At 68.3% G+C, this 16,738-nt stretch carries 15 protein-coding genes and 2 pseudogenes; 11 read left to right on the top strand and 6 right to left on the bottom strand.

From position 1 onward, the window contains the following. The 3 genes from MLGJGCBP_RS43730 to MLGJGCBP_RS43740 all read right to left on the bottom strand — a co-directional run bounded on the left by MLGJGCBP_RS43730 (position 1) and on the right by MLGJGCBP_RS43740 (position 3,804). The gene (locus tag MLGJGCBP_RS43730; protein ID WP_160103885.1) at positions 1 to 1,650 is read right to left on the bottom strand and encodes an FAD-binding dehydrogenase; all 1,650 of its coding nucleotides are present in this window, start codon (positions 1,648 to 1,650) and stop codon (positions 1 to 3) included. Continuing rightward, positions 1,647 to 2,354, bottom strand: a complete 708-nt coding sequence (locus MLGJGCBP_RS43735) for a TetR/AcrR family transcriptional regulator (RefSeq protein ID WP_160103887.1) — start codon at positions 2,352 to 2,354, stop codon at positions 1,647 to 1,649. The genes MLGJGCBP_RS43730 and MLGJGCBP_RS43735 overlap by 4 nt, the downstream gene beginning before the upstream one ends. Positions 2,355 to 2,478: 124 nt before the next feature. Continuing rightward, positions 2,479 to 3,804: an MFS transporter gene (locus tag MLGJGCBP_RS43740; RefSeq protein ID WP_160103889.1), complete on the bottom strand. Its 1,326-nt coding sequence runs from the start codon at positions 3,802 to 3,804 to the stop codon at positions 2,479 to 2,481. Between the two features lie 137 nt (positions 3,805 to 3,941). Here MLGJGCBP_RS43740 and MLGJGCBP_RS43745 point away from each other — a divergent pair, with 137 nt between their 5' ends. From MLGJGCBP_RS43745 to MLGJGCBP_RS43755, 3 genes and pseudogenes are all read left to right on the top strand, one after another. Continuing rightward, on the top strand, positions 3,942 to 5,135 hold the full coding sequence (locus MLGJGCBP_RS43745) for an LLM class flavin-dependent oxidoreductase (protein ID WP_160103891.1): 1,194 nt from the start codon (positions 3,942 to 3,944) through the stop codon (positions 5,133 to 5,135). Positions 5,136 to 5,154: 19 nt separating this feature from the next. Next, a pseudogene (locus tag MLGJGCBP_RS43750) lies at positions 5,155 to 5,612 on the top strand (helix-turn-helix transcriptional regulator). A gap of 9 nt (positions 5,613 to 5,621) precedes the next feature. Continuing rightward, positions 5,622 to 6,053: a VOC family protein gene (locus MLGJGCBP_RS43755; RefSeq protein ID WP_160103895.1), complete on the top strand. Its 432-nt coding sequence runs from the start codon at positions 5,622 to 5,624 to the stop codon at positions 6,051 to 6,053. A 19-nt stretch (positions 6,054 to 6,072) separates the two neighbouring features. Here the strand turns inward: MLGJGCBP_RS43755 and MLGJGCBP_RS43760 are convergent, their stop codons facing one another. Beyond that, entirely contained in the window at positions 6,073 to 6,585 is a 513-nt protein-coding gene (locus tag MLGJGCBP_RS43760; protein ID WP_160103897.1) for a CGNR zinc finger domain-containing protein, read from the bottom strand. Between the two features lie 263 nt (positions 6,586 to 6,848). Between MLGJGCBP_RS43760 and MLGJGCBP_RS43765 the strand changes: the two genes are divergently transcribed. Genes MLGJGCBP_RS43765 through MLGJGCBP_RS43780 form a run of 4 tightly spaced genes read left to right on the top strand, consistent with a single transcriptional unit; the run spans position 6,849 to position 10,584 of the window. Continuing rightward, complete coding sequence (locus tag MLGJGCBP_RS43765) at positions 6,849 to 8,699, top strand: hypothetical protein (protein ID WP_160103899.1); 1,851 nt, start codon at positions 6,849 to 6,851, stop codon at positions 8,697 to 8,699. Further along, positions 8,696 to 8,890, top strand: a complete 195-nt coding sequence (locus MLGJGCBP_RS43770) for a hypothetical protein (RefSeq protein WP_087555218.1) — start codon at positions 8,696 to 8,698, stop codon at positions 8,888 to 8,890. The genes MLGJGCBP_RS43765 and MLGJGCBP_RS43770 overlap by 4 nt, the downstream gene beginning before the upstream one ends. Beyond that, positions 8,891 to 9,253 (top strand): hypothetical protein, encoded by a 363-nt coding sequence (locus tag MLGJGCBP_RS43775; protein ID WP_160103901.1) that lies wholly within the window; start codon positions 8,891 to 8,893, stop codon positions 9,251 to 9,253. It begins immediately after the preceding gene. Further along, positions 9,250 to 10,584, top strand: a complete 1,335-nt coding sequence (locus MLGJGCBP_RS43780; RefSeq protein WP_160103903.1) for a hypothetical protein — start codon at positions 9,250 to 9,252, stop codon at positions 10,582 to 10,584. Before MLGJGCBP_RS43775 ends, MLGJGCBP_RS43780 begins: the two co-directional genes overlap by 4 nt. A gap of 15 nt (positions 10,585 to 10,599) precedes the next feature. Here MLGJGCBP_RS43780 and MLGJGCBP_RS43785 read toward each other — a convergent pair whose 3' ends face one another. Then, a complete protein-coding gene (locus tag MLGJGCBP_RS43785; protein ID WP_072946333.1) occupies positions 10,600 to 11,406 on the bottom strand; it encodes a family 1 encapsulin nanocompartment shell protein in 807 nt (268 codons plus the stop codon). Beyond that, the gene (locus MLGJGCBP_RS43790) at positions 11,403 to 12,455 is read right to left on the bottom strand and encodes a Dyp-type peroxidase (RefSeq protein WP_087555222.1); all 1,053 of its coding nucleotides are present in this window, start codon (positions 12,453 to 12,455) and stop codon (positions 11,403 to 11,405) included. Before MLGJGCBP_RS43790 ends, MLGJGCBP_RS43785 begins: the two co-directional genes overlap by 4 nt. A 152-nt stretch (positions 12,456 to 12,607) precedes the next feature. Here MLGJGCBP_RS43790 and MLGJGCBP_RS43795 point away from each other — a divergent pair. The 4 genes and pseudogenes from MLGJGCBP_RS43795 to MLGJGCBP_RS43810 all read left to right on the top strand — a co-directional run bounded on the left by MLGJGCBP_RS43795 (position 12,608) and on the right by MLGJGCBP_RS43810 (position 16,669). After that, positions 12,608 to 13,034 (top strand): annotated as a pseudogene (locus MLGJGCBP_RS43795) (pyridoxamine 5'-phosphate oxidase family protein). A 196-nt stretch (positions 13,035 to 13,230) separates the two neighbouring features. Further along, entirely contained in the window at positions 13,231 to 14,583 is a 1,353-nt protein-coding gene (locus MLGJGCBP_RS43800; RefSeq protein ID WP_160103905.1) for an MFS transporter, read from the top strand. Next, the gene (locus MLGJGCBP_RS43805; protein ID WP_160103907.1) at positions 14,580 to 15,608 is read left to right on the top strand and encodes a Gfo/Idh/MocA family oxidoreductase; all 1,029 of its coding nucleotides are present in this window, start codon (positions 14,580 to 14,582) and stop codon (positions 15,606 to 15,608) included. The genes MLGJGCBP_RS43800 and MLGJGCBP_RS43805 overlap by 4 nt, the downstream gene beginning before the upstream one ends. Further along, positions 15,605 to 16,669 carry an alcohol dehydrogenase catalytic domain-containing protein gene (locus tag MLGJGCBP_RS43810; RefSeq protein WP_160103945.1) on the top strand — a complete coding sequence of 355 codons (1,065 nt, stop codon included), beginning with the start codon at positions 15,605 to 15,607 and terminating at the stop codon, positions 16,667 to 16,669. Before MLGJGCBP_RS43805 ends, MLGJGCBP_RS43810 begins: the two co-directional genes overlap by 4 nt. The last annotated feature ends 69 nt before the right edge of the window (positions 16,670 to 16,738 follow it).

The following is a 16,738-nucleotide window of genomic DNA, read 5'->3' on the forward strand; positions in this document are numbered from 1 at the left end:
CTACCGGGCCAGCGCGCGACCCGCGGCCCGGCCGGAGAAGATGCAGCCGCCGAGGAACGTGCCCTCGAGTGCGCTGTACCCGTGGACGCCGCCGCCGCCGAATCCGGCGACCTCACCGGCGGCGTAGAGACCCTCGAACGGCGTGCCGTCGGGCCGGATCACCTGCGAGTCGAGGTTGGTCTCGAGGCCGCCGAGGGTCTTGCGGGTCAGCAGGTGCAGCCGGACCGCGATCAGGGGACCGTTCTTGGGGTCGAGCAACTCGTGCGGGCTCACGACGCGGGTAATCTTGTCGGCCAGCAGGTTCCGGGCGTTGCGGATCGCCATGACCTGGAAGTCCTTGGTGTAGGAATTCTTCACCTCCCGGTCGCGGGCCACGATTTCACGTTCGAGGTCCTCGTACTTCAGCGGTGCGTCGGGGGTGAGGGCGTTCATGCCGTCGACGAGGTCGCGGAGGTTGTCGCGGACGACGAAGTCGGCGCCGTGCTGCTTGAACGCCTCGACGGGACCGGGGGCGCCCTTCTTGAGTCGTTCGGCGAGCAGTTTGAAATCGCGGCCGGTGATGTCGGGGTTCTGCTCGGACCCCGACAGCGCGAACTCCTTCTCGATGATCTTCTGGTCGAGGACGAACCACGTGTGGTGGTGGCCGCTGTTCACGATGTGCTCGAGGGTGCCCATGGTGTCGAAACCGGGGAAGTTGGGGCTGGGCAGGCGGGTGCCGTTGCCGTCGAACCACATCGACGACGGGCCGGGAATGATGCGGATGCCGTGGTTGGGCCAGATCGGGTCCCAGTTCTGGATGCCCTCGGTGTAGTGCCACATGCGGTCGCGGTTGACGATGTTGCCGCCTGCGTTCTCGGTGATCTCGAGCATGCGGCCGTCGACGTGCGCGGGGACGCCGGCGAGCATGTTCTCGGGGGCCTTGCCGAGTCGTGCGGGCCAATTCTTCTTGACCAGTTCGGGGTTGCCGCCGATGCCGCCGGACGTGACGACCACGGCCTGCGCGGAGAATTCGAACTCCCCGACCGCGGTGCGCGAGCTCTTCACACCGCGTGCCTCGGTGGACGGTTCGAGGACGGTGCCGCGCACACCGGTGGCGGCGCCGTCGGTGACGACGATCTCGTCGACCTGGTGACGGTGCTGGAACGTGACGAGTCCCCGCTTCGACGCGGCGACGACGCGGGTGAGGAAGACCTCGACGACACCCGGGCCGGTACCCCAGGTGATGTGGAAACGGGGAACGGAATTGCCCTGTCCGAGTGCGGATCCGCGTCCGCGTTCGGCCCACCCGACGTTCGGCATCAGGCGCAGTCCGAGGTCGTGGAGGTACTGCCGCTTCTCGCCGGCCGCGAATTCGACGTATGCCTGCGCCCACAACCGCGGCCACTGGTCTTCACGCTCGCGGTCGAAGGCGGCGGTGCCCATCCAGTCCTGGATCGCCAGTTCGTATGAGTCCTTGATGCCGAGGCGCCGTTGTTCGGGGCTGTCGACGAGGAACAGGCCGCCGAGCGACCAGAAGGCCTGCCCGCCGAGATTCGCCGAACTCTCCTGGTCGACGACGAGGACCTTCTTGCCTGCCTTGGCCATCTCGTAGGTGGCGACGAGTCCGGCCAGTCCGGCGCCGACGACGATCACATCAGCCTGTTCGGTCACGAGGACCCCTCTTTCCGGTGTGTGTGGGTGTGGGTGGTGTCGGGTTCGGTGTAGGCGGCCACGACGCGGGTGAACAGTTCGACGCGCAGTTCCCGCGCGGCCGCGTTCTCGTCTTCGACGAGGCACTGGACGCTGGTGCCGTCGTGGAGGGCCACGAGCGCGCGGCCGAGCACCCGGGGATCGCCGGCGATGCGGCGCCCGAGTCGGTGCAGGGCGGTCTCGAGGATCGGTACGATGGTGTCGAGAATGGTGTGCTCGCGGGCTGCGAGGGCCTTCTTCAGTGACGGATTGCGCAGGGCGTGGGCGGTGAATTCCGCGTTGATCCGGTACCACTGGTCGTCGACGGGGACGACGTCGAGCACCAGTGCGGTGCCGGCGCGCAGCTTGTCGGCAGGCGAGAGCCCGGAGAGGTCGATGCTCGACGAGTCGGCGGCCTGCCGGATGTGCGCGAGCATCGCGCTGGAGCGCTGTTCCCACATGGCGAAGAACATTTCGTCCAGCGACGCGAAGTTGGAGTAGAAGGCGCCGCGCGTATACCCGCCGCGTTCGCAGATCTGCTCGACCGTCGACCGTCCGAAGCCGTTTTCGGCGAACACCTCGACGGCGGCGTCGAGCAGTCGCTGCCGAGTCTGGCCGCGCCGTTTCGTCACCCTCCGGGGTGTGCCGGTGGCAGGCTCGGAGGAGCGGGCCGGTGGCGTCGGCATGGCCTCTCCTCCGATCGGGTCGACAACAACCGTCGATACACTAGCGTATCGGATACACCGGTGTATCGAACTCGGTCAGCGCAGCCCGCTCGGCGAGGTCGGCGGTCTCAGAGGTAGAGGCGCCTCAGAGGTAGAGGTCCTGCTTGCGGATCAGGGCGGTCGCCACGACGCTGACGACCGAGGTGGCCACGAGGTACCCGCAGGCCAGCCACGGGGTTCCGCCGCCGGCGGCGATCAGGGCGGTGAGGATCATCGGCGTGATGCCGGAGGCGTAGATCCCGGAGAACTGGTACACGACGGACAGTCCGGTGTAGCGGATCTCGGTGGGATACAGGCTCGCGTACAGCGTGCCCTGCGCGCCGTAGAAGAGGGCGTGGACGACGCCGAACACGAGCACCATCGCGACGCCGAACAGGACGAGATTCTCCGTCCCGAACAGGGCGAACGCGGGGAAGACGGCGAGTCCGTAGGCCCCGATCCCGATGAGGTAGATCCGTTTGGCGCCGTACCGGTCGACGAGCAGGCCGGAGCACGGCAGGAGCACCGCCATGACCGTCGCGGCGACGGTGACGACGAGGAGAACGGGGATCTTCGCGAACTCCAGGTCCTTGGTGGCGTACGTGATCGCGAAGACGCCCCACGTGTTGAACGCGGCGCCCTCACCCCACCGGGAAAGCAGGCCGAGGATGCTGCCCCGGCGCACCCGGCCGCGGAACACGTCCTTCAGTGGAGCGGAGGAGCGTTTCTCGAGGTCGTGCACCTCCTGGAACGCCGGGGTCTCCTCGACCTTCAGCCGGACCACGAATCCGACGAACACGAGAATCAGGCTAAGCAGGAACGCAATTCGCCAACCGTACGTGAGGAATTGGGCGTCGTCGAAGATCGTCTGCAACGCGGCGAAGACGCCGGTGCCCAGAGCGAGTCCCAGTGCCAGACCGATCTGGGGGATGCTGCCGAAGATGCCGCGTCTCTTCGCGGGACTGTGTTCGACGGCGAGGAGCACGGCGCCCGCCCATTCACCGCCCAGCGCGAACCCCTGCAGGACGCGGAGCAGGAGCAGCAGCACCGGCGCGATCACCCCGACCTGTGCGGCGGTCGGCAGCACACCCATCAGGGCGGTGGCGATGCCCATGATGAACATGGTGAGCGCGAGCGTCTTCTTCCGTCCGATGCGGTCGCCGATGTGGCCGAACACGACTCCGCCGATCGGCCGGACCACGAAACCGACCGCGAACGTGGCGAACGCCAGCATGGTGCCGACGAACGAACTCTGGTCGGGGAAGAACAGCTGGTTGAACACCAGACTGGCGGCTGTGGCGTAGAGGAAGAAGTCGTACCACTCGACTGTCGTACCCAGCAGGCTGGCGGCGACGACGGTGCGGAGCCGCTTGCGGCGCTCGAGATCGGATTCCGGTGAGGACGTGTACGGGGCGTCGGACAGCGTAGTCATAACGGGGGGCGACGCTAACGCCGTTCGCGTCGGTGCTGCACTACTCTGAATCACGGTGATCGAAACCCTCGCGGCCCGGCTGCGTCGTTGATGAACTGGCCTGCGCTGCCCATCTGTCGTCGACAAGAGGATCGCGCGTGTCTCTTCATTTCCACTGGTTCCTTCCCACCTACGGTGATTCCCGCAACCTGATGGCAGGCGGTCACGGGAGTTCCATGGCGGGGGACCGGCCGGCGACGCTGCGGTACCTCAATCAGATCGGCGCGGCGGCGGAGTCGAGCGGATTCGAATCGGTGCTGACGCCCACCGGCGCCTGGTGCGAGGACGCCTGGCTCACCACGGCCATGATGCTGGAGACCACCGAGACGCTGAAGTTCCTGGTCGCGCTGCGGCCGGGCCTGCTCAGCCCCACGCTGGCCGCGCAGATGGCGGCGACGTTCCAGTGGCAGTCGCAGGGACGGCTCCTGCTGAACGTCGTGACCGGCGGCGAGGACCACGAACAGCGCACCTACGGCGACTACCTCGACAAGACCCAGCGCTACGCGCGCTGCGGCGAATTCCTCGACGTCATCCGAAAGCTGTGGGCGGGAACGGGACCGGTCGACTACGCGGGCGAATACATCCGGGTGGAGAACGCCCAGCTGCAGCGCATCCCTGATCCGGTGCCGCCGATCTTCTTCGGCGGGTCGTCGCCGGCGGCGGGCACCGTCGCGTCCCAGTTCGCCGACACCTACCTCACCTGGGGTGAGCCGCCCAGTGCCGTCGCCGCGAAGATCGCCTGGATCCGCGACCTCGCCGACGTCCAGGGCCGCACCCTCGACTACGGCATCCGGCTGCACGTGATCAGCCGCGACACGTCCGAAAAGGCGTGGGCCGAGGCCGACCGCCTGCTGTCCGGCCTCGACCCCGCGACGGTCGAGCAGGCGCAGCAGAGCCTGGCCCGGTCGGGTTCCGAGGGACAGCGGCGGATGCGCGAACTGCACGGCGGCGGTGCCGCCTATTTGCGCGGCGGCGGAAGCGTGTATTCGAAGGATGCTGGGGCGCGCGCCCTCGAGGTGGCCCCCAACCTGTGGTCCGGGGTCGGACTGGTCCGCGGCGGCGCGGGCACCGCGCTGGTCGGTTCCCACGAGGAGGTCGCCGACCGCATCGCCGAGTACGCGTCGCTCGGACTCGACCACTTCGTCCTCTCCGGCTACCCGCACCTGGAGGAGGCGTACAACTTCGGCGAAGGTGTCCGGCCGATCCTCGAACGCCGCGGGCTCGTGCAGTCCCGCACCCACCGACCCGGGGATCTGTCGGGGTCGACGGCGTTCCTGTCCTCGAGTCGGTAGCGGCTGCCAGACTGGAGGCATGCCGGCGGTCGGGCGAGTCCCCGAGGAACTACTCCCGCACCTGCGCCGTGCCCGCGACCTCGCCGATCGTGACTACGCCTCGCCGCTGGATCTGTCGGAACTGGCGGCGACGGCGGGGGTATCGAAGTACCACTTCCTCCGGTGCTTCGCGGCGGTCTACGGCCGGACGCCGGGTGTGTATCTCGCGGAGCGCCGCGTCGAGCGCGCCCAGGACCTGCTGCGGGCGACGAACCTGACGGTCACCGAGATCTGCCACCTCGTCGGGTACAGCAGCCTCGGGTCGTTCAGTGCCAAGTTCCGTCAGCTGGTCGGCACGTCACCGTCGGTGTACCAGGCGAAGTTCGCCGAGCACGGGGCGCCGCGAATCCCCGGGTGCTACGTGTTCATGCACGGGCTGAGCGACCGCCGGTGAACGCCGCAATTTCGGAGAAGCGCCGCCGGCTGCGCCGGACATAGGTTGGTCGCATGATCACCAACGTTTCTCTCGTCACCCTGTGGGTCACCGACCAGGACGACGCGAAGAAGTTCTACATCGACACACTGGGTTTCGCCCCGGGCACTGACGTCACGATGGGCGACGGGTTCCGGTGGGTGACGATCCTGCACCCCGACCACCCGGAGCTCGAGGTCACGTTGATGCGGCCGGGGCCGCCGCTCGACGCCGAAATGGCGGAGGCGGTCCGCCGGTCGCTGGCGAGCGGGACGATGGGCGGATTCGGGCTCACCACCACCGACTGTCACGCGACGTACAAGGATCTGGTCGCCAAGGGCGTCGAGTTCACGCAGCCGCCGGCCGAACGGCCCTACGGCGTCGAGGCGGTGATGCGGGACAACTCCGGCAACTGGCTGGTGCTGGTGGAGAAGCGGGAGTACACGGGTGAAGATTTCGCGCACTGACCAACCCCACCACCAAGCTTCAGCGCGCCCGGTGACGTCGTACGGCGTCCCGGTTCGCGCACTTGGGTGAGCAGTACCGCTGACGGCCGTTGCGGGAGGTGTCGGCATAGATGGCGGTGCATTCCTCGAGCGCGCAGCGGCCGAGGCGGTGCATGCCCCGGCCGACGAGGTGCAGCGCGGTGCCGACGGAGAACAGTGCCTCGAGGACCCCGGCCAGCGACTGCTGGTCGTCGCGGTAGTGGAGGTGCCAGCCGTTGCCGGCGTGGTTGGTCAGTCGCGGGTACGCGGACGCCTTCGTGAGCAGGAGATTGACTTGTTCGGCCCGGTCTTCGTCGCTCGTGGCGTCGGCGATGGCCGACCACCGGTCGAGCATGGCGAGCACGTCGGCGAGGTCGTCGTCGGTGACGGGGAAGTCGACGACGATGCCGGCGTCGACGCATCGGTCGACGAGTTCGCCGGTCGAATCGGGCGGGTGATTCGCGAGGTCGGCGGCGAGCGTGACCGCATACTCCCCGTAAGGGTTGAGATGCACAATGCCATTACATCACGCTGGGTACATGAGCGAACATCACGAACACGACTGGCAGGAAGTATCCCGGCATCGCACGAGCACGGGCGTGGTCACCTACCTCGGCTGCGCGTGCGGTCGGTGGCAGTTGTCGCTGGTCGAGGCGCCGCTAGCGGAATCTAGCCATATCTACGTTCGATCGCAGATCTGAATAGATTTGTATACGGACCGCCGGTTTCCGGGTCGAGGGTCTGGCATTTTCGGCACGAGGCGCACATAATCACCACGTGAGCCAAGTTACTGTTACTCCGAGTTCACTCATTCTGGCCCAGTCGGGCGGGGAGGGTGGCGGTGCGGCATTCGACCAGATCATCGGAATCACGGTGGCGACGGCGATCATCACCATAGGTCTGCTGTGGATCGCGTACCTGCACCGCACACGCAAGATCACGTGGCTGCAGACGATCGCCGACGCGGCGTCGCGCGCACTCGACCGGCCCCCGTGGGTGGCCCTGCCCCTGGTGACTTTCGTCGGGACCATCCTGACGGCGTTCTTCGGTTTCATCTGGGACGTCAGCCTGCACATCGGGCGCGGCCGCGACAACGGGCCGCTCGCGAACCCTGCGCACTACTTCATCCTCGTCGGCCTGTTCCTGCTGTTCATCACGGGAATGCTGGCGATGATCCTGCCGCGCGACGAGAAACCCGGCCGTGCGGCGATCAAGATCACCCGCACCTGGTACGTCCCGGTCGGCGGCGTCCTCGTGGCCGGAGCGGGTCTGTACGCCCTCATCGGGTTCCCGCTCGACGACGTCTGGCACCGCATCTTCGGTCAGGACGTCACGCTGTGGGGGCCGACGCACCTGATGCTGATCGGCGGTGCGGGACTGTCGCTGATCGGCGTCCTGCTCCTGGACTACGAGGGCCGGATGGCGACCCCCGGGGAGGTGAAGCCGGACAGCAGGCTCATCTGGTTCCTGCGGTGCGGCATGTTCGGCGGCCTGCTGATCGGCCTGTCCGTCTTCCAGATCGAATACGACTTCGGCGTCGAGCAGTTCCGCCTCGTCCTGCAGCCGATGATGATTGCCGGAGCAGCCGCGTTCACCCTGGTGGCGGCCCGTATCGTCCTCGGACCGTTCGCGGCGATCGTGGCCGTGGCGGTGGCAGGCGTCGTGCGCGCGATCACGGCTCTGGTGGTCGGACCGGTTCTCGGTGCCCCCACCAACGTGTTCGAACTGTGCCTCGGCGCCGCGGTGGTGATCGAACTGCTCGCTCTGACGCCACTGATCAAGAACCGGGTGGCCTTCGGTGCCGTCGGTGGACTCCTCGTCGCGACGGTCGGGCTGTGGCTCGAGTCGCTGTGGATCGACGCCGTGTACATCTACCCCTGGCCCACCAGCATGTGGCCGGAGGCGCTGGCCATGGCCGTGCCCGTCGGCATCGCGGCCGGAGCCTGTGGCGCCCTTCTCGCGCGGGTGCTCCGATCCGAGGGTCTTCCGCGCCCCGCGATCAGCCGCACCATCGTCGTCGCCACCGTCGTGGTGATCGCCGGTGCCACGGCCAACGGCCTGGTCACCGCGGTCCCGGACAACGCCACGGCGACGATCGCTCTCACGGAGGCCGCCCCGGACGGCGGCCGCATGGTCGACGCGGAGGTGCGAATCGACCCACCCGATCTCGTGAGCGACGATCCGGCGTGGGTGTCCATCCTGTCCTGGCAGGGCGGCCCCGGACTGGGCAACGGTTTCACCGTCGACCGGCTCGAACGCACCGGGCCCGGCACTTACCGGACGCACGAACCGGTCCCGGTCCACGGAACGTGGAAGACGTTGCTGCGCGTGCAGGACGGGCGAACGATGACGGCCGTCCCGATCTACCTGCCCAGCGACCCGGGCATCGGCGCGGAGGAACTGCCCGCCGTCGCGTCCTCGACCCGCGACTTCGTCCCGGAGATCACCATCCTGCAGCGGGAGCGGAACTTCGACCACCCGTCCTGGCTGTTCGGCGCCGCATCGCTGGTGGTGCTCGTGTGCACCCTGGCGCTGATCACCGCCCTGGCGTGGGGAGCGGGCCGGATCAGCAAGTACACACAGGGGCAGGCGGCGACCGGCACCCGCGAGGACGTGACGGTGACATGAACCCGGTGCACGATCCGGACGTCGTCTACCTCGCCGATCATTCGGTGCTGCTGGCGATTCCGGCGTTCGTCCCCGCGTTCCTGGTGGCCGGGCTGGTCATCTACCTGGCGGTCCGGGACCGCAAGGCGGAAGCCGCCGAGAATGCCGAGAACGCGAAGCACGGCCCGAGCGAGAAAGACGAGGAGAACTAGGTGATCAGGCGGTTGGCCGGACTTGTCGTGATGCCCGCTGTCGTCGTGGCCCTGGTGTCGGGCTGCGGAGGCGACGACGACACCCCGGCGACGGAGGGCGGTGTCGTGATCGACGTCGTGATCGAGAACGGCACGGTCACCCCGGGCAACGAGCGCATCGAGGCCACGGTGGGGGAGAACATCACGGTGCGGATCGACAGCGACGCCGACGACGAGTTGCACGTGCACGCCGTTCCGGAGCGCTCGTTCGAGATTCACCCCGGAACGCAGGAAACCCAGTTCTCCGTTGACGTTCCGGGCCAGGTGGCGGTGGAATTGCACGACACGGGTAAGACGGTGGCCACCCTGCTCGTGCGTCCATGACCGCTGTTCTCGCGCACGGCCTCGGCGGATCCACCGACCTTCCCATCCCGTTCACGTATGCGCTGATCGGGGCGAGTTGGGCGCTCACCGTGTCCTTCGTGGTGCTGGCGTTCGCGTGGCGCACCCCGAAGCTGGATCCGGACAACCCGGGGCGCAGGCTGCCCGGCTGGGTGACCCGGTTCGCCGACGCGCCCGCCACGCGCAACGTGCTGGCCGCGACCGGTGTGGTGTTCGCGGTGTGGGTGGCCCTCGCCGCCTTCTTCGGACCCTCGGAATCGTCGGAGAACGCACTGCCGGGCGCGTTCTACGTGCTGCTCTGGGTGGGGCTGGTCGCGGCGTCGCTGGCGTTCGGTCCGGTCTGGCGGGTGCTGTCCCCGGTCCGCACCGTGCACCGGTCGGTGTGCGCGGCGATCGGCCACTCGCCGGCGGAAAACGATGCGCGGTACCGCAACTCGTGGGGCTATTGGCCCGCGGTCGCGGGACTGTTCGCCTTCGTCTGGCTGGAACTGGCCTCCGGCGACCCGGGTTCCGTGGCCGCGGTGCGGACGTGGCTGCTCGTGTATGTCGTGGTCACGACGGCCGGGGCGTTTCTGTGCGGCGAGCGCTGGTGCGAGCGGGGCGATCCGTTCGAGGTGTACAGCACGCTGGCGTCGCGGCTGTCTCCGCTGAGCCGCGACCGGCCGAGCGGACGGATCGTCCTGCGCAACCCGCTGGACCACCTGGGGTCGATGCCCGTCCGCGCCGGCTCGGTCGCGTTGATGGCAACCCTGCTGGGGTCCACGGCCTTCGACAGCTTCTCTGCGTTCCCCTGGTGGTCTCGTCTGGTGGACGGGATCGGTTCCCCGATCGGCGCCACCCTCGCGCGCACGGCCGGGGTCCTGGCCTTCGTCGGCTTCGTCGGGGTGTCGTTCTGGGTGGCCTCGCGGTCGGCCGGGGGACTGCGGCCCGAGCAGCGCGCCGCTCTCCCGGGACAGCTGTCGCATTCGCTGATCCCGATCATCATCGGCTACGTCTTCGCGCACTATCTGACGTATCTGGTGGAGAAGGGGCAGGCGACGGTGATCCTGCTGGCCGACCCGATGGGTCGGGGATGGAACCCGCTGGGGCTCGGCGACGCCGAGGTCTGGTACGTGCTGTCCGAGCACCCGGCCGCCTCGGCGTCGATCAAGGTGCTGTTCGTCCTCGCCGGACACGTTCTGGGAGTGATTGCGGCACACGATAAATCGGTTCGGCTCCTGCCGCGGGGCCATCAGCTGACCGGGCAGCTGGCACTGCTGCTCACCATGGTCACCTACACGTTCGGTGGGCTGTACCTGCTGTTCGGTGGCTGACGACCCCGGTGTGCGTCAGCGTGCGAGGACGACTGCCGCCTCCGCGGTGAGCGAGGCGAACGTGAACGTCTCCTCGAGGTAGAGCGTGACTTCGTCGGCGGTGTGGCTGTCGTAGCCGATCGACAGGTCCGTGCCGAGGGTCAACTGGTTGTCGCCGCCGCGCGTGGACAGCACGTATCCACCGCTGATGGCCGGTGCCCAGATGATGTCGCCGGTGACCAGGTCGCGCAGGTGGTGGAACACCGGGTGTCCCTCGTCGCGGGTCTCGCTGACCGCGGTGTACGCGTCGGCGTCGAGCACCACCGAATACGGTCCCTCGACTCCGGCGAGTCGCAGCGCCGACAGCGCGGAGGCGACGGCATCGGGGATCAGCAGCGGATCCTCCGGCAGGCTGAGAACCGGATTGTCGCTGGACGGTCCGAGTCCGCGGATGCCGGCCTCGTCGAATCCCTGGAAGATCGACTGGTCCTCCGCGAACGCGACGGCCTTCGCGGCGTCCTTGACGGGCTGCCAGTCGGAGTCGAGGGAACCGCGGGCGACGTCGTCGACCTCGGCGCGGCTCAGGGTGAACGGGAACCGGAGTTCGACGAGCGGGTCGACCTGCCGCTGCTGGGCGCGGATCCTGCTGTCGGAAGTCTTGATCGGGTTGACCCGGCCGAGGTTGTGGGCCGAGTAGGAGTATCCGAACGGTCCCGCGACGTCGACCACGCGCCTGCCCGCGACGTGGCGCTTGAACGTGCGGGTGGCCTCTTCGCCGATCTGCTGCCAGGCCGCCTCGGTGACGGGTGCCAGGTTGCGGTGCAGATTGCTCGAATCACTCATTGCGATACTCCTTTGAGACCACCGATTTTCAGGGACAGTTCGTACGGGTCGGCCGCGGCGGGCTCGACCGGGTCTTCGGGCGCAGGCTCCGCGACGGCCGGTGCGTCGCCGAGCGATTCGAGCACGTCCCGGCTCGGCACGAAGAACAACGTGCCGGTGGCCGCCGTGGAGAAGTCGAGGATGCGGTCGTAGTTTCCGGGTGGCTCGCCGAGAAACATTCTCCGCAGCATCAACTCGGTGACGGCGGGATCCTTGGCGTACCCGATGAAGTAGGTGCCGTACTCGGCCTCGCCGAGGCTGCCGAATGCCATGTTGTCCCGCAGGATCTCGTGCTCGACGCCGTCGTCGTCGACGATGCTGTTGAGGGTGACGTGCGAATTGCTCGGCTGGACGTCGTCGTCGAGTTCGATGTTGTCGAGCTTGGTGCGCCCGATGACCCGTTCCTGTTCCTCGGTGCTCAGCGTGCTCCACCCACCCATGTCGTGCAGGTACTTCTGCACGATCACGTAACTGCCGCCCCGGAAGTCGGGGTCCTCGTCGCCGATCAGCGCCGCGTCGGACGCGTCGTCATCGGTGGGATTCTCGGTGCCGTCGACGAATCCGAGGAGGTCGCGGGAATCGAAGTAGCGGAAGCCGTGCACCTCGTCGACGACGGTGGCGGCGGACCCCAGCGCGGAGACGATCTGGCGGCCCAGTTCGAAGCACAGGTCCTTGCGGGCGGCCTTGATGTGGAACAGGACGTCGCCGGGTGTGGACGGCGCGTTGTGGGCCGGTCCGGACAGCGGGACGAACGGGTGCAGATGAGCCGGCTTCGACGACGCGCTCACGCGGTCCCAGAACTCCGAGCCGACACCGACCACGCAGGACAGGGAGCCGGCGAGTTCGCGGAATCCCACGGCCTTGAGCGGTCCGTCGATGCCGGAGATCACGTCGCACACCGTCGCGCGGTCTTCGTCGGAGGGTCCGGCGACCACCACCAGGAACAGGGAGGCAGGGCTGGGCGGAGTGAGGACTGCTTGGGGTGCCAATCTCGCGACTGGGCCTGGCATCTGTGTCTCCGTTCACTCCGACGTACGACGCTGCACTGTCCGGAACCTCAGGTCCCATCTAACCGTTTCGGACCGTCAGGTTCCATTCGATCGGCCCGCGCGCCGCCGCGGACCTCCGGAATGTGTCGGCGGGGACTCCTACCGTCGAGGTCATGTCATTGTCTGTGTCCGAGCGCGAACAGTTCCTGTCCGAGCCGCACATTGCGGCGCTGTCGGTCTCCGCTGGTGAGAGCCGCGGACCTCTGACGGTCCCGATCTGGTATCAGTACGCCCCCGGGGGGTGAGCTGTGGGTACTGACCGGTGCCGGTTCGGAGAAAGCACGCCTGATCGAGGCGGCCGGGCGATTCACGATGATGGTCGAGCGAGTCGACCCCACCGTCCGGTACGTCTCCGTCGAAGGCGCGGTGACGCGAACGGTCCCGGGAACCGACGCCCAGTTGCGGGAGATCACCGAGCGCTATCTCGCGCCGGACAAGGTCGACGGCTATCTCGACTTCGCCAGGGCCGAACTCGGCGAACAGGTCGCCATCTACCTCCGCCCCGAGCGCTGGCTGTCGGCGGACATGGGTTCCGTCTGACCGTGGGGGCGACCCCGTCTACCGCTAGTGAAGAAAGCGATATCTGACGGGTTCCGGTCCAGATTCGTCGAGCATATAGCTGTGAACTGTGTGAACGGGAATTCCGGTGCGTAACTGAGAAAGCGTTTACAAATTCGGTGACGTGGGTCATAGTAGTCGGGTTCCGGCAGTTCCCCTTCACAGTCAGGAGTTCTCGATGGGCATGACCGAACTCGGCACCGAGCGGTCGACCGCGGTGCCGCACGGGTCGGCGGGGCAGCAACGCCGCCGGGTGATCAAGGCGAGCGCGGCGGGAACCGTGATCGAGTGGTACGACTTCACGCTCTACGGTCTCGCGGCCGCCCTCGTCTTCGGGCCCCTCTACTTCCCAGGCGCGGGATCCCTCGCCGGCACGATGGCGGCCTTCGGGACGTTCGCCGTCGGCCTCGGCGCCCGCCCGATCGGTGGGCTCGTCTTCGCGCACTTCGGCGACCGGATCGGCCGCAAACCGATGCTCCTCATGACCCTGCTCGTGATGGGCGCCTCGACGACGCTGATCGGGGCACTGCCCACCGCGGACGCGATCGGCATCTGGGCGCCGATCCTCCTGATCGTCCTCCGCCTGTTCCAGGGCGCAGGCGCGGGAGCCGAGTTCGCCGGGGCGATCACGATGGTCACCGAATCCACCGACAGTTCCCGGCGAGCCCTCTCCAGTGCGTATCCGGGGGCCGCGATCTACGTCGGGACCGGCGGCGCCACCGCGATCTTCGCGTTGCTCACGCTGATGCCCGACGACCTCTTCCTGTCCTGGGGCTGGCGTATTCCGTTCCTGGCCAGCGCCGTCATCGTTCTCGTCGCCGGCTACCTGCGGCTGAAGGTGAACGAGACGGCGGTATTCGAGGAGGCTGCTCAGCACGGTGAGGTCGACCGTGCGCCGCTCGTCGAGGCGGTCCGCAACCACTGGCGGCAGATCCTGTGCGGGCTCGCCCTGTTCAGCTTCGTGATTCCGTGGGCCTACGTCATGCAGGTCTTCGCGCTGTCGTTCGTGACCAAGACCCTCGGCGTCGATTCCACCCAGGCCCTGATCGGGTTGATCATCGCCGAGTTCTGCGCCATCCCCGTCATCCTCGGATTCGGCCGCCTGGCCGACCGGATCGGCCGCAAGCCGGTCCTGTTGGCCGGAGCGGTCTTCGGGATCGTCTTCCCGTTCCCGATGTTCATGATGCTGGACACCCGGTCGCCGTGGATGGTCGGGCTGGCGCTGATCCTCGGCATCTGCCTCGTCCAGGGCACGACGTCCGGACCGGGCGGCGCGCTGCTCTCCGAACTGTTCCCCACCAAGATCCGCTGGAGCGGCATCGCGATCTCCCGGGAGATCCCCGCCGCGGTGGTCGGCGGCACGATTCCGCTGGTGGCTACGGCCCTCGTCGCCGTCGCCGGCGGAGCACCCTGGCTCGTCGCGAGCTACCTCATGGGCTTGAGCGTGGTGGGTCTGATCGGCATCGCCCTGCTCCCCGAGACCCTCGGCCGGAGCGTGGGTGCGGGAACCCCCGCCGAGGCGGCGTCGTGACCCGACGTGTCGTGGTGGTCGGGGCCGGTCTCGCGAGCGCCGCGCACCTCACGGCCCTGCGGGCGGTCGGCGCCGACGTGGTCGGTGTGGTGACGCGCGACGAGAAGAGGGCGGCCGCCGCCCACCGACTGGCACCGGAGGCGCGAATCCTTCCGAGTCTCGACGCGGCAGCGGCCCTGGCCGCCGACACTGCCGTGGTGGTCACGCCGCCGTCGAGTCACCTCGCGGTCGCGTCGGCGCTGGCCGAACGCGGTCTGGACCTGGTGATCGACAAACCGCTGGCGGCCTCGCTGTCCGATGCGCAGGCGATCGTGGACGTGGCGGAACGGACCGGGGTCCGGGCCGCGGTCACGCTGCAACACCGCTACAAGGAGGCGGCGGGCCGCGCCCGGCAACTGCTCGCGGACGGCGCGATCGGCACCCTCCGCTCGGCCACCGTCACCGTTCCGTTGTGGCGGCCGGACTCCTACTACGCCGCGGCCGGGCGCGGCACCTGGGACCGCGACGGCGGCGGAGTGCTGATCACCCAGGCCATCCACACCCTCGACCTCTACCTGTCGCTGACCGGCCCGGCGCGCAGTGTCGTCGCCGCGGCCGCCACCAGTCGTGGGCGGCTCGAGGCCGAGGACACGATCCACCTGCTGATCGACCAGGGCACGCATGCGGCGTCGGTGACGGCGAGCACGGCGGCCTGGCCGGGCGGCGCCGAGACGATCCACCTGTTCGGCGACGCGGGACAGCTTCGGCTGGTGGGTGATTCGCTCGTCCTGATCGGCGACGGTGCCCGCACGCTCGTCGACGGGTCCGTCGACGCGTCCGGACCCGACCCGCTGTCGATGACGGCATGGTTCCGGTCGCTGTACGAGGACGTCTTCACCAGTTGGGCGGCCGGGGCGGCGCCGCTGTCCGACGCCCGCTCCGGGTTGCGCGTGCAGTCGGTGATCGACGCCGCCTACCGGTCCGCCGCAGCCGGCACGACGCCGGTGATCGTCTCCGAGGAAAGGGAAAGTGCATGTCAGTCTTGAGTATTCGGGTCGACGGTCCGAACGACTATGTTCTCGACCGCGGTGACGTCGCGGAACCCGGCGAGGGGGAGGTGGTCGTCGCTCTCGACTCGGCCGGGATCTGCGGCGGCGACCTGTCGCATCTGCGTGGCCGGAACGCCGTCGCCGCGTACCCCACGGTGCTGGGCCACGAATGCGCCGGACGCGTGTCCCGGATGGGCCCGGGCACAAGTCTCGCCGTTGGACAGCCGGTGATGGTCTACCCGACCACGGGGTGCGGCCGATGCCGCGCGTGCCTGGACGGCAGAATTAACAACTGCCCCAACATCCGGGTGTTCGGGCTGTCGGATCCCCGCGGGTGTTTCAGTGAGGAGTTCGTCGTCCCCGAGACGCAGTGCGTGCCCGTGAGCGACGCGGTGCTGGACCGCTTCGGGGCGCTCGTCGAACCCCTCGCCGTTGGCGTGCACGTCGTCCGCCGCGGCGGCGTGTCGGCGGGGGACACCGCACTGGTCGTCGGGACCGGGGCGATCGGTCTCGCGACCACGCTGGTGGCGCGGAGCCGGGGCGTCCGGGTGTTCGGCGTCGATCGCTACACCGAACGCGAGCGGCCCGCCCTGGCGTGCGGGATGAGCGACTTCACGACGGACTCGGGCGACGCGCTCGAGGGCTGGCTCCGGGACCGGACCGAATCGGTCGACCTCGTCTACGACACGGTGTGCTCCCAGGAGTCCGCTCGGCTGGCGCTGCGGGTGCTCGCTCCGGGCGGCCGGTACGTGGCGATCGCGTCCGCGAAACCCGGGCACGAACTGACCCTCGACTACAGCGCGCTCTACGCCCGCGAACTGTCCGTCGTGGCGTGCCGGAACTACGTGCGGCAGGACTTCGTCGACGCGGCCGGACTGCTCGAGTCGGGGAAGGTGGACGCGTCTCCGCTGCACACCGCGACGTTTCCGCTGGACGAGTTCGGCCGCGCGGTCGAGGAGCTCGAATCGAACGGCAGCAGGCACGTCAAGGTGTTGCTGACGTCGCGGAAACTGCTCGGAACGCGCGCGTTGTTGCGCGGGGAGTCAGCGTCCGCGTGATCGGGGACCGCCTTCGCGCTACGCTGTAAGCGTTTCCACCCTGCACTGGGTGGACGGTGGCAATGGCGA

This window comes from Rhodococcus sp. T7 (assembly GCF_009872365.1).
In the GTDB taxonomy this organism is placed as follows: Bacteria; Actinomycetota; Actinomycetes; order Mycobacteriales; family Mycobacteriaceae; genus Rhodococcus_F.